Below are 12,858 nucleotides of genomic sequence, written 5' to 3' on the forward strand. Positions count from 1 at the left end.
ACGGTCAAATATTAAGCGTTGCAGATGACCCCCCTAGCATCTGCAATCGCTTAATCTTCTTCAAATTAGGCTCAATAATATCAAGCCGGGTAGTGAAAACTGTCCGGTTTTTATAGAGTTATCACACTACTTTTCTGTAATTTCCTAAAATTGGTATGCAGGGCAAAATGCGCGACAACGCTGATTTTCCTTATAAAACAATCATTAATAACACCGCATTTCGTTCTGTCTATTTTCAATACATAACATTTATAAAATGATCATTTAACTGTTTTGTAACAAAATATATGCTTCATAAATCAATGAGGTCGTTAAATATTCATACGAAAGCATTAAGAGTTGTCCTAACCTCGCCGCTGGCCAGCCGCTCCGAGCCGAAATCAATCCCAAACTCTACTCTTCCGCTTGAAGCCACCTCATTCCAAGGAGCGTATTGATAAATACCTCACTTTCTTAGTAGTCAGCATGACGTGTTGCGATGCAGCACCATCAAGGAAGGTGACATGAACTGTTTACAGACCAGCCTTTATAACTTGCTAGAAGACAATAACTTTGTACCCTCTAAAGAGTACAAAGCCTCTATTGCAAGCTACCTACATTCCGATTCCTCACTTACACCTCAAGCGATGGGTGAGCTCACAGGAGAAATATTCCAGAGCAAACAAACTATGGCGTATTACTTGCTGCACAATGCTATCAACGAAGAAGAGGGCGCAGAGCGACTCAAAATGATTGCCAATCGTTATGCGCAAGGGGAAATGAAGCAGCAAATCATGCATCACTGCCAAAACGACAGAAACCACTCAGCGATGTACGCCAGTTTGATCCCATTAACGGGTTACCAAACCGAAGTATATCAAGAAGAAAAGTCGAGTGATTTCAGCAATGTGAGCAACTTTTACGACGATATTAAAATCCACCTTTTCCGAGCTCACTCTGTCGAACTTCGTTCTTGGTGTTTATTGGTTTCTCAACTGAGTTTTATCGACCAATCGGATATCCCGTATCTGAAAGAGATGCGACCGACCATTCAGCAGATTTTAGATGATGAGGTGAGGCAGGTTTCCTACACGGCGCAACACGTCAGCCAGTGGTTGGAAGAAGATCCGTCACTGTGCCAAGCCTTCACGCAATGCATGAGTCACACCTATCGTGAAACTTGGGACTACCTTGCCTCTATGGCGGAATTCATGCGAGACAGTGCGCCTTATTTTATGGTCTAGGCACAGAACACTTGAGTTTAAAGGCTTGGCCGAGAGGCTCAACGTTGTTTGTATTGCGTTGGGCAATAGCCTCTGTTTACGTCTGGTGAGCGCAGTTTTAAGTGCTTGGTGTTGCGTCCAGATACACGTTGTCGCCAAAGCTTGAAACTGCGGGGTTTGAGGTGGCGACGCATCAGGCTGATAACACCATTTTCGCTCAAGCCGAATTGATGCTCAATCGCTTCAAACGGGGTTCGGTCTTCCCATGCCATTTCTATGATTCTGGATAGTGTGTCGTCGTTGGGGGTCATGGTGTGTTCCTAATCAGGGTTGCCTATTTAAGCTTAGGAACACACATACGTAATCAACGGCGAAACGGTTTAATAGAAAGCCGCATTTAACCGATAAAATGAGGAAATAAAGTTAGGAATAGCAACAAGTTATTCCTGTGGTTTAAGCTCGACCACATTGCCTTCTGGATCTTCTAAATACACAGAGCGACCAAAGCCCTGTGCGCCATATCGTTCGGCAAACTCTTCAACGTGGACATTATGTTGGTGAAGATATTTAAGCAACTCAGACTCTTCAAAAGGTGCAATTTGCAGGCAGAAATGGTCGAGGTTGCGGCCATCTTGGCTTGGCGATTTGCCGCCTAACTTTCCGAGTTCACTTTCAACCGTCACCAAATCAATGATGGCTGCGCCAGCACGTAACTGCGTCAGCCCTAAGTCTGGCAACTCCCGCTCGATAGGACATCCCAATAGATCTCGATAGAAACGGAGCATCGCATCGAGATTATCTGTTCTCAATACCACGTGATCGAGGGCTTTGATTTCAATGGGGTTGCGTTGGTTTGCCATGACGTGTTCCTTTTTCGAGCATTGAGAAAAGTATACGCACTAAACCAGCAAGCTGATCGCCAGAGCCAGCATGACAAAGCCAATAATGAACTCAAGAACCTGCCAAGAGCGAGCATGCTTAAAGATGGGGATCAATAACTTAGCGCCATAGCCAAGGCTGAAAAAGAACACGAAGGAAGCTGATACCGCACCCACTGCAAACTGCCATTTGTGTGGTTCATACTGGGTAGAAATCGATCCTAAAAGTACAACGGTATCAAGGTAAACATGCGGGTTTAACCAAGTGAATGCCAAGCAGATCAGAGCCGTTTGCCATGCGCTTTTGGAGGCATCACCTTCAGGATTCATCACGTGTTTTTGCGTCAATGCCGAGCGTAAACTGCTGAGACCATACCAAGTTAGGAACGCAGCACCAGCGTAACGCGCGATGGTTTCAATCAAGGGAAATTGCTTCACCAAGTAGCCAAAGCCCGCCACTCCAAGGGAAATCAAAATTGCATCGGACAGTGCACAAATAAAGCACACCAGAAAGACATGATGCTGTTTGATGCCTTGTTTCAGCACAAAGGCGTTTTGCGCTCCGATAGCAAGAATCAGTGATATGCCAAGCGTAAAGCCAGCAAGGTAGGTGGTCATTCTCTCTTCCTTGAACGTCGACCAAATAAGGCTTCAAACCATAACCTTGTCATTGGTTTGGAGCAAGTGGCAAGTAATGACGTGATCGAGAAACATGAAACGCTACTCCAAAGAGTAACGTTTCGGTTTTTTCTTCAAGGATTAATCGCAGAGCTTACTCGACTGGGGCGATCTCTGGCATTTGATATTCACCACTTTGAATCGCTTCGTCCGCACCGTAGAAGCGCATGATGGCGTAAAACGGTTTCTCTGGTACTGGTAAGTAATTCGGGTTATCCGCATTGGTTTTCGTGTCAGAGCTCATGTGAATGGTGTAGTAACCATCCGCATCTGGCTTCATGCTGCGATCCCCACGGCTGTGTCGGTTTAAGGCGTTTTTAGCCATCAAACGGTTATCACTACCGTAAATGGTTACCGACCAAAACTCACTGACATTTGGGGCTTTAAAGCGCATCACGTAGTCATGCTTCGAGCCATCCAGCTTTTCCCCTTTGGTATCAAAGTCCGTCTTGCGGTAAGACGCTTCAATAGGTGGTAAGCCCCATTGGCCAAGGTAAGTGCCCTCAGCAAAGACTTCGCGAGGGGTATCGCCAAGGGTATCGCGTGTGCCTAGTATCTGACGGGCATCCGTGACTTTCGGTGCCAGCTCGATAATACGCTGCATGCCTTGTTTTTCTGCTGCTTTGGCAAGCTTCAATTGCTCTGGTGTGAAGTCGGTTTTGCAAGCTTCGACACCGATAGGTTGGTATTTTTCTAACCACTGCTTATCAGCATCACCCATTGTGCCATCGCAAAGGACGAAGTTAACGCGCTCCAGCCAAGTCGAATGTTTTGGATCTGGGTAGGTGCGCTGCACGGGTTTCGGTCCGTTTTGACCGAGGTATTCCGACAAGGTGCGGATAGTCCATTGATCCATGTAATCGAGTGCGATTTTTGTGTCTTCGCCACCCAGCGCCATGATGCGTCCCATCAGCTTAACTAGGTTACTGTCGACGCGAATCACCTCATCTACGGAATCCGGAACCTCACCTTGCCAATTGTTGGCGGCAAACATGAATTGGCCACCTTCTGTGCCACGCGTTCGTGAGCTGAATGCCGCGTTGGTGTAGTGACCCATGTCCATGGTGTGCAGTATCCAGTAGCGTCCTTCATCCATATCTGGAACGCTGACGATAACGGGTTCAGCAGCAACGTCTAGCCACCCCATCAAGTGGAGTGTGTCGTTGTTGATGGTCGGGTGCGCGGTATAGGTGTCATCGGCTAAGCCGCGAATATTTTGAAAGCGATTGAGTGGGTAATCATTTTCTACTGCAGTGTGGTAGAAGAATTTGTACGCCTCATCAATCGAGTATCCATAAATGTAGGCATCTTTCGCAAGTTCGCTATTGGCCGTATCTGCAAAGGCAGGTTGAGCGCCAAGTGCAGACAAACCCAACAAGGTGACAAGAAGTTTCTTTTTCATAGCTGACATCATCCAAATAGTGTGTGGTGAATGCACTCACTATAAATTTTGTCCGCGCTATGACAGAAATGAATTGGTGGTATTTAGCTCATACCATTATTGTTATAGAGTCAGTCAAAACGCAGAAAAGGTGCTGAGCGTGATTGGATTTGATTACAACTTGTTGAAGGTATTGTCGGTCATTCTCGAAACGCAAAATACCACCGTCGCGGCAGAGCGGCTCTGTACTAGCCAACCCGCCGTGAGCCGAAACTTAAGAAAGATTCGTGAGCTCTTCAACGATGATATTTTGGTGAGAAAGGGGGCGGTGATGGAGCTAACTCCAAAAGCGGAAGAGCTCAAAACTCAGCTTTCTGGCCTCATCCATGACATTGAAGCGTTGGTCAATACAGAAGAGCGCTTCGACCCAAGTACCGATAAAGCCAACCTGCGCATAGCGATAAATGCCTCTATCGCTCAATGGTTTTCTGCTCCTTTGACTCAGTTTCTTGCCAAGGAAGCCCCATTGATGAACTTGGTGATTGAGGATTGGACAGAAGCAACGCCCGAGAAAATTGATGCAGGAGAGATTGCCTTTGGCATTAACTATTTCCCAATGGATTTACCTAAATTCCTAGTGCAGAAGAAGGGCGGCAAAGACCATTTCGCTCTGGCTGGCCGCATTGGGCATCCATTGGAGGGAGAGCGGGTTCAACTGGACGATCTCAAGGCGGCGTCGTTTGCTGTACACATCATTCCCCATTGGAATGAAAAAGAAGTGCACATCTCTCGTTTACTGCAGCCCTTGTCCGTAGTGCCTAGGATTCAACTTAGAACGAGCCATATCAATACTATTCTTAACCTCGTATCTGAAAGTGACATCCTTTTCCCATGCTCCAAATACCTTATTGAGCAATTGGACGCGCGGTTTGTTGGTCTCGATTTTGCGCAGGAGTTACCAATATTAGAAGGCAATTTTGGCTATGTTTACAGCACCAAAAGAAGAAATGAACCAATGACACAATGGCTGAATCAATCCATTGAATCTTTGATGGCTGAGTTGGGCATCCGAGCCTGATTCCGCATTGACGTCGTAATTGTGAGAGTAGACCTCAATTTAAACCGTAGTTTCACAATAAGCTGGCGTTCCCCATTACAATATGCCCATCCATATGAAAAAGGAAAAAACGATGAAAGCAGTTTGGTTGGCCGCAGGTGCATTGGCACTGAGCGGATGTTCGACAATGAACTCAGCAAATGATGTATCTCGCCCATCGGCAGAGATGTTCCCAGAGATGGAGAACATGACGAAGCACGTTTTCTATGTAGACCCAGCAAGCAACGAAGCAGATAAGCGCGTTGAGCTTGTGGTAGGCAAAATGATGGAAACAGACTGTAACCGCGTTTCTCTGGGCGGCAGTGTGAGCGCGCACTCGCTAGAAGGTTGGGGTTACACTTACTACCAAGTTGACGCTTCTCCAGCAGGTGGCATCTCTACACTAATGGCTTGTCCTGAAGACATGGAGAAGGTAGAGACTTTCGTTCAAATGCCAACACGCGACCTTTACCGTTACAACAGCAAGCTACCTGTTGTGGTTTACGCGCCAGCGGATTTGGACGTGAACATTCGCGTTTGGGCACCTGAAGAATGATTGCTAAGCAGGCAAAAATCGCACTGACATTAGTTGGTTTGCTTGCGCTTGGTGGCTGTGCCTCTACCGCGCCAGAGTATCAATACCAGTGTGATGATGGCCATCAGTTCGCTGCTAGCTTTGATCAGGAAAAAGCGCTGATCACTGTTGATGACGGGAGAGAGATTGAACTCAAACAAGTTCGCTCTGCCTCTGGCGCAAAATATATGTCTGATGACCAAATGTTAGTTCTGCACACCAAAGGTGACGAAGCGATTTTAATCGTCAACGAGATATCCCAAAGTGCATGTCGCGTGACGAAATAATCTTTAAATTCAAAAGGCTTGGTTGATACAAAGCCTTTTTGTTTTCACGCTTTGTATGGTGGTCATATGTTTTCTGTGGCAATACGGTTGCAGCTTCCCTTTCTGGGTCAATCCACATCGAACAAATCCGCCTCTAGCACCCTCTTTTCTTCTTCGTAAAAGCTACTTCGAAAGTTTAGGTCAAGTTACCTTGTCGTAAGTTTAGGTGAGAGATTAGCCTGTTTTATAAAATCTTAATGTTCAATGTGTTACTAAGTAAACTCATTGAACAACTATTTGTGTCCTTTATCATTTAAAGGTTATGTAATTAATCGGGTTTATTTTTGTTTTTGTCCAACCTTCGAAAACCTTTCCAATATCTGGCTTTCTATATTTGTTGTCTTAGTTTCTAAAATTCTCTGTTTAGTATTCATTTTGTTTATTCAAGGTGCTGATAATTATTAAGTTTATCTTTTATTTGGCATTTTTGGACTATGGCGTATTTCTTACAAAATTAAAATCCTTAAGCCAATGGTCGTAAGTGCGGAGTTGATATACATTCTCGTTTGGGAACATTCCCGCTATAAATATAAAAATGGAGAAATTATAATGAAAAACGTTCTTGGCTTCGTGACCCTTCTTGCTGCTTCTTTTGTTCACGCTGAAGACGCGATTAGTTTCCCAACCGAGCAAGCTGCTGGAGGAAATGACGCGATTGTCTTTCCTACTGTGCAGAATCCCATTGTGTTGGTTGGTGGGTACGAAGTAGAAAATGGTGTTTTGCGTTCTCGCACTTACGACTGTGGGATTAATATCAGTGACTTAAACCTCTCAGCCCAGCTTGTGTGGGAAGGTGCGACACCTAAAGTGATGATTGTGGGTGACGATCTGATTATGTGTCGTTCACTGGCGAATAGTCCATTTGAGCTCGACATCAGTGCAGTGTTGAATCAACTTCCGAACCACGATCTATATCGATTAGAGATCGCGAATCATGTCAACTTTCATCGATAGTTCGAGGAGAGAACATGACTTTTTACTCTTCGAATAAAAGGGGGGAGAAGGCCTGTGCTTGCACGGGCTCTTCGCGTCCCAAAGTGGCGATTTTCGGTGCTGGAATTTCTGGCTTAACTGTGGCTCATAACTGCATAAAACGAGGTTTTGAGGTTTCTGTTTACGACAAGGAGCTATACACCGGAGGAAAGTGTATCGGAACGGTAGATGAAGGGGGGAGGGTTCATGAACTTACTCATCGGCAGTTCTTCGCAAAAAACCACAACCTCATTAATTTTCTTAAAGAAATTCCTTCAGGGGCTGGCTCTTGTTTAGACTCGCTTTACCCTCAGAATATCGTGCAGTTTTCTTGGGCACAAAGTAGCAAAACCATACAGTTTCAGCGTGGTTATTTTACGCGTTTAGAAAAACTGTGGGATGACGCAAAGTCTGCCTATTCAATGCATTATGCTCAAGTTCCTCTAACGGATACGTTTTGGTTTAAGCAACGATTGCAGCAAACGTATTCTACAGAGGAATTACTCGGTGTTTCCGTTAGAGATTTCTTCTGCTACGACTCAAGGCCACACCTTGCCGCTTTCCTTCGTTCAGTCTTGCTAGGTTGGATTGGAGCGACTGATGATACGCCAGCATTGGCGATTTTGGATTTACTCAACAATAAAGAAGGCGAGTTGCATACTTTGGCACCAGACGCCTACAGCTTGGGAATGCGCAAACCCATTAGTGACGCGCTTATTAACCCGTTGACTCACCATCTCCAAAAGCAGGGTGTTCAGTTTCACTTAGGCTACAAAGCGAAGGCCATCTATCCCAACAAAGCACGGACCCGAGTGGATGGTGTGCGACTACACAATGACTGTACCGTTCTCGCCGATTATTATGTCTTTGCGCTTCCGGCCCATGTTACTCACTCTTTACTTTCAGAAACCAGTTCAGCATTAAGTTATGATTACGTCTTGAGCCACGGTTTTCAGTTTTATTTTTCTCGAATCCCTGCTGAACTCAAAAATAGAACGGTTGGCTTAGTCCTCGATTCTCCCTGGGGATTGAGCTATCACGTGACCATCAGAAACACATCTCGAGGTGAGGTGGCGTGCTTATCGGTAACCGCGACTAAGCTTGATGATGCACTTGGGCTTTTGTATCAAAAGCCAATGCTGTCTTGTACTGAAGAGCAAGTAAAAGATGAATTATTGTTTCAGCTTTTTGGGCAACTGGACCTACTCGAACATTCGGCTTACAAAGGATTTAGAGTTGGCCTTGGGGCAAAAATAGTCACACCTCAAGAGCTAGACACTTTGTACTCAGAGTACTTTCATGGTGATGTTTTTATCAATGAGCGTGGGCAGCCTCGACAGTGGGTTTTGCAACACGCCCTCACTCAACCTACCACTCAGAATACGCTCACAACAACAGTGAAAAACTTTTCTAACGTCTTTTTAAGCGGTGAGTATTTATCTGATCCCCGCCAAACTTGGCGAGTACCGGTTACGTTGGAGCGATGTATAGAAACCGCTAATTTATGCTCGGCGGATTTAGCCGAGTATGCAGACTCTGAACATGAGATGTGCCAATGAAGTCCCGAATTTATTCACCCTTGTCATCGGGGCTCTTTCTGTTGCTGTGTTTGGTGTACAGCAGTGGTTTTTATCTACTAGTGCAAAGTTCGATTTGGCTCGCGTTAGCATTGACAGTGCTGTTACCTGTGGTGTTCTGGCCGTTAACGCAACCGGTCGAAAATTCAGGAGAGATAAAGCGAATCCTCTGTTTGGAAACTGGTTTTAACGTGTTGTGTTTTTTAGCGGTGAGTAAATGGGTCAGCATCGAACATGTCGATAAGGGTTTGGCCGTATTTTTCGTTCTCCAGTCCGCGGGATTTTTATTGGTGCAGTTGAAAAAGCGGGCTTATTTGTCGATGTTTATTTCGATGGTACTGGCTGCGGCGATCGCCTACTGGGTACATTCAGGGATGCAAACCACACTGCAAGGAGAGGGGAGGATCGTCTTATTTGGAGAGCCTGTTCCTTGGCAATTAAAAGTGATTTACGGTTTGTGGCTGGCGCAATTACTGCTTGTCGAATATCGCTCTGTGTTGCCAAAACTGACGTTGGCTATCTGCCACATTGCGTCTTTTGTTATTGCAATTGGTGCTGAGGATTTCTTCCACGCCCGCATCGCGACAGCCAGTCACCTTCTTTTCCTCAGCCTGTGTTTCAACTTAAAGAGTTTAGATTGGGGCGGAAGTGAATTCGCAATATCGAATCGATTGAGCCGTTTCATTCAATTGCCAATCGTTAGAGAGCCATTTTCTGAGTTTTTACTTGGCGTTGTTGCTATCACTTATCTTGGGATTTTTCTGATGTAGTCTCTTGGGGTTATGTGTTTCTCACTAGCAACCCCCTCCAACTCCCCCTTGTATTGACATGGTTTGCTCAGCATTTTCATTTCTTGTCCAAGGGGGAGGGCTGTCCTTTGGTGCATTATCCTATTTCGTTCCAAGCTTTTGGTGTGATTTCGACGAGCCTAGGCTACATCAAGAATCTCGTTTTAACACGCTCCGACTTTGCTCTCGATGTATTTTGATCGCCGAAGCTGAGACCAAGGGGAGGTTAGGTGGGGTTGATTCATCAAAACTAACCAAAACAAAAAAGGGTTGGCACTAGGCCAACCCTTTCTGATTCTTAAGCATTCAATTATTCGTAATCAGACGCGTAAGTGTCTTCGTAAGAGTGTGAGTAGAACTCAAATAGGTTGCCAAACGGGTCTTCTAGGTAAACCATTTGTGCTTGCTTTAGCTCGTCTTCTGGGTGGTAGCGCATGATATCCATACGTACTTTACCGCCGAATTCTTCTACACGCTCGATTGCTGAAGCAAACTGCTCTTTTGGTAGTTGTAGACAGAAATGGAAGATACCTAGACGAGAAAAATCAACGTTATGACGCTCTTCACGGTCAACCATTTCGAACAGCTCAACACCGATGCCGTCAGATGTCACTAGGTGAGCGATGTTGAAGCCTTTGAAGCCCTCACCGAATACAGCGATACACATACGACCGATTGCTGATTCGCGCTCTTCGATAACTTTTGTGTTGTTCATTACGATGCGAAGACCAAGCGCTTTAGTGTAGAACTCTACTGCTTTGTCCATATCGCCAACCATGATGCCTACGTGATTCATTTTCATAATTCTGCTCCAAAAAACTGTGATGTTTAATTCGTGTTTCGTTTCGATGGAGGTGAGTATATGGAGAAATTTTGATTATATGAAATTATCAATAATTTTGAAGATAATAATTTTTTTATTATCATTATTTCTTAGGCATCACTCGTTTTATTTTCAGTTAGGCATAAGACTGACTGACGATGAGCTCTCTTAGCCATTTGTGGCTAGGGTCATTGTCGAGTTGCTTGTTCCAAAGTAGAAAGAACCCGCCAGGTTCCATTTTTATTGGGAGCGGTTTGATCACAATGTCTGATTTACCTTCGAACTCGCGGATGCTTTTGTAAGGATAAGTCAGTATCAAGTCGCTCTTCTCACACAGTTTCACCGCGCTGGAAATATCAGACATGTTGACGGCGTTGTCGATGCGCAGGCGTTGTATGTCGAGCACCTCATGTAATAGCCAGCTAGACACACCGCCAGTGATGACTTGGATATGGCGGTACTTCAGGAACGCGTCGAGATTCCATTCTTCCTCTAATGCTGGGTGCCCTTTTCTCAAGATACACGCCGAGGTGTCACGCATCAGTTCCGCGTAATTTAGAGTGTCAGGGATGGTATCGACATGGGTTTTAGAACGATCATCAAACTCAAAGATACCGACACCAAAATCGATCTCTCTTCTCTGTAATCGAGTAATGCTGCTGTTACTCCAATCTGCACTTTTGATGGTTATCTTTGGCGCAGTAGACAACGCTTGAGGTAGAAAGCGTGGGTAAATCGTGGAGTAGGCGGTTTCGATAAGGTCGATACTGAAAACGCGAGTCGAGCGTTCTGGGTCAAACTCTTCTGGTTCACGAAGCTGATCAATTTGCATCAGGATTTGTTGCAGCTTGCTTTCTAATGCCAGCGCTTTTGGGGTCGGCAATAAACCTTTGGATTCTCGCTCGAATAAGGGGTCATCAAACTCTTGGCGCAATTTAGTAAGCTGTTTACTGACGGCCGATTGAGATAAGAATAGTTTCTCTGCGGTTCTGCTCACGCTGCGTTCTTGCAGTAAGACGTACAGACAAATCAGCAGGTTCATATCATTTTTGATTAAGTGGGATAGATTTATCATGATATTCCTATCATTCAACTTACAAATTGAAGGGTATGAATAGAAACTATATCACTTAACTGAATTGAGCCAGAAATACTGAGTCGTTGCCCACTTAAACAATCAAACTGTTGAGGTATTGGCTAAGCTCTGCCCGAACCTCTAGTTCTGCTTCTGATAGGTATTTGGGTGTGTGTGCCTCAACCTCGGCAATGTTTTGTTCGCGAACTTGATGGGTGCCGCCGATGGCGTCAAATACGCTGCGCAGCAAGTTCATTGAGTGTGACATCAAAGCTTCGCTCTCTTGTTGTGAGAGTAAAGGCTCCGCGTCAAAACCAAGCGTGCAGAGAATGTCGTTAAAGTGCATCGCATAACCTGAGCCAGAGACATCAAATGTGGTGCTCTTGAGGCTATCGGGGCTTCTCTCCCACAGATACGGTGGATGCTTGAGTGTGCCAAAACCAATCGCGATGACACGGTCTGGATAGTGCAGTTCCAACCTTCTGTCCCAGATATCACCAGCTTTTCCTGCCTCAATCACTACTTCAATATTGCCCTCGGTCGACGTAAGTTCGCCTTCGACATAGAGATGAGTTTCAGCGCCTTGTGTGTACTCTAATTGCGACTCGTTAATACGTTCGGCACGGGCGTGTTTTAGTTCAATCTGTGAGTCTTCTATGCCGAATTTATGCAGGTAGCGAACTAGCCCAGCAATCGCATGGATGCCCATATCAAAGCCATAACCTCCGCCGCCGCTGTTGGCTAAGTTAAGTAGCTTTCTGGCGTTGAGTAACGCAATTCGGTTTTCAAAACGGAAGTCTTGGATTGCTTCATGACTGTCGATGGGGTTGTCGGCAGCAATCGCGATAATCTTGCGCGGGGCTGAGTCAGGTAGTGCGATAGATGAATCAGCAAAGAGCGTTTCCAACGAAGGAGAAACCAAAGCGGTGTCAATAAAGTAAAACTGTGCTCCGCGACGTTTAAGCTCAGGGATGACTTGGTTAAAGCCTTTGTCGATTTCAGCCAAGGAGAAGGACGGTTTCTCAACCACAAACAACAGGTTTTGAATGTCGAGTGCATTACTCAGTTGTTCAATAATGGAGAGGTGTGTACCAACCGGTGTTAGAACGAAGGCCGCAGCAACATCAGTGTGTGAGTGAGCCTGTAAAAACGCGTCAAAATCGGCGTAGCGAGCGGAGTAAGGGAATTGGAACTGCGATGCACAGGACTTGGGATGTTGAACTGCAGGGTCAATGGCGATGACATCAAAGCGAGAACTTAAGGTATGCAGAAGGTTCTCATACAAACCCACCACAGACGATTTAGCGTTCCCCAATCCGCCAAATACCAATACGACCTTGTTCATCACTTCCCCTTATCCCAATTACACTCACCAACAGGCTAGCAAAAATACGCTCAGGAATAATGGGATAAACCCGGAATTTTAAGTTCTGTATTCGGTGAGTCATACAAAAATGTATGGTCCGCCTCGTTATTGCAACTACAATT

Annotated in this window: 14 protein-coding genes; 7 read left to right on the forward strand and 7 right to left on the reverse strand. The window is 45.4% G+C overall.

The genetic code is table 11. From position 1 onward, the window contains the following. Positions 1–503: 503 nt before the first annotated feature. The gene (locus BCT11_RS19570; RefSeq protein WP_054756615.1) at positions 504–1,223 is read left to right on the forward strand and encodes a hypothetical protein; all 720 of its coding nucleotides are present in this window, start codon (positions 504–506) and stop codon (positions 1,221–1,223) included. A gap of 38 nt (positions 1,224–1,261) precedes the next feature. Here BCT11_RS19570 and BCT11_RS19575 read toward each other — a convergent pair whose 3' ends face one another. From BCT11_RS19575 to BCT11_RS19590, 4 genes are all read right to left on the reverse strand, one after another. Continuing rightward, the gene (locus tag BCT11_RS19575; protein ID WP_102389044.1) at positions 1,262–1,513 is read right to left on the reverse strand and encodes a TIGR03643 family protein; all 252 of its coding nucleotides are present in this window, start codon (positions 1,511–1,513) and stop codon (positions 1,262–1,264) included. Positions 1,514–1,642: 129 nt separating this feature from the next. Further along, positions 1,643–2,062, reverse strand: a complete 420-nt coding sequence (locus BCT11_RS19580; RefSeq protein ID WP_038880275.1) for a VOC family protein — start codon at positions 2,060–2,062, stop codon at positions 1,643–1,645. 39 nt (positions 2,063–2,101) lie between these two features. Next, on the reverse strand, positions 2,102–2,698 hold the full coding sequence (locus tag BCT11_RS19585; protein ID WP_005434851.1) for a LysE/ArgO family amino acid transporter: 597 nt from the start codon (positions 2,696–2,698) through the stop codon (positions 2,102–2,104). A gap of 154 nt (positions 2,699–2,852) precedes the next feature. Continuing rightward, complete coding sequence (locus BCT11_RS19590) at positions 2,853–4,160, reverse strand: DUF1254 domain-containing protein (RefSeq protein WP_102389045.1); 1,308 nt, start codon at positions 4,158–4,160, stop codon at positions 2,853–2,855. 139 nt (positions 4,161–4,299) lie between these two features. On the opposite strand from BCT11_RS19590, the gene BCT11_RS19595 reads away from it, so the two are divergent. The 6 genes from BCT11_RS19595 (at position 4,300) to BCT11_RS19620 (ending at position 9,454) form a co-directional block, all read left to right on the forward strand. Then, positions 4,300–5,217, forward strand: coding sequence for a LysR family transcriptional regulator (locus tag BCT11_RS19595; protein WP_102389046.1), 918 nt, complete (start codon positions 4,300–4,302; stop codon positions 5,215–5,217). A 112-nt stretch (positions 5,218–5,329) separates the two neighbouring features. Then, the gene (locus tag BCT11_RS19600) at positions 5,330–5,791 is read left to right on the forward strand and encodes an ecotin family protein (protein WP_039974346.1); all 462 of its coding nucleotides are present in this window, start codon (positions 5,330–5,332) and stop codon (positions 5,789–5,791) included. After that, on the forward strand, positions 5,788–6,096 hold the full coding sequence (locus BCT11_RS19605) for an MliC family protein (protein WP_038880285.1): 309 nt from the start codon (positions 5,788–5,790) through the stop codon (positions 6,094–6,096). Before BCT11_RS19600 ends, BCT11_RS19605 begins: the two co-directional genes overlap by 4 nt. Before the next feature lie 588 nt (positions 6,097–6,684). Further along, a complete protein-coding gene (locus BCT11_RS19610) occupies positions 6,685–7,089 on the forward strand; it encodes a hypothetical protein (protein WP_102389047.1) in 405 nt (134 codons plus the stop codon). Between the two features lie 14 nt (positions 7,090–7,103). Continuing rightward, entirely contained in the window at positions 7,104–8,666 is a 1,563-nt protein-coding gene (locus BCT11_RS19615) for an NAD(P)-binding protein (RefSeq protein ID WP_102389048.1), read from the forward strand. Further along, the gene (locus BCT11_RS19620; RefSeq protein WP_102389049.1) at positions 8,663–9,454 is read left to right on the forward strand and encodes a hypothetical protein; all 792 of its coding nucleotides are present in this window, start codon (positions 8,663–8,665) and stop codon (positions 9,452–9,454) included. The genes BCT11_RS19615 and BCT11_RS19620 overlap by 4 nt, the downstream gene beginning before the upstream one ends. A 328-nt stretch (positions 9,455–9,782) precedes the next feature. Here BCT11_RS19620 and BCT11_RS19625 read toward each other — a convergent pair whose 3' ends face one another. The 3 genes from BCT11_RS19625 to BCT11_RS19635 form a co-directional block, all read right to left on the reverse strand. Continuing rightward, a complete protein-coding gene (locus BCT11_RS19625; RefSeq protein ID WP_038869680.1) occupies positions 9,783–10,274 on the reverse strand; it encodes a VOC family protein in 492 nt (163 codons plus the stop codon). 157 nt (positions 10,275–10,431) lie between these two features. Next, complete coding sequence (locus BCT11_RS19630; RefSeq protein ID WP_102389050.1) at positions 10,432–11,370, reverse strand: LysR family transcriptional regulator; 939 nt, start codon at positions 11,368–11,370, stop codon at positions 10,432–10,434. A gap of 94 nt (positions 11,371–11,464) precedes the next feature. Then, a complete protein-coding gene (locus BCT11_RS19635; protein ID WP_102389051.1) occupies positions 11,465–12,715 on the reverse strand; it encodes a hypothetical protein in 1,251 nt (416 codons plus the stop codon). Positions 12,716–12,858: the final 143 nt, after the last annotated feature.

Source organism: Vibrio sp. 10N.222.52.B12, assembly GCF_002875385.1.
GTDB lineage: Bacteria > Pseudomonadota > Gammaproteobacteria > Enterobacterales > Vibrionaceae > Vibrio > Vibrio jasicida.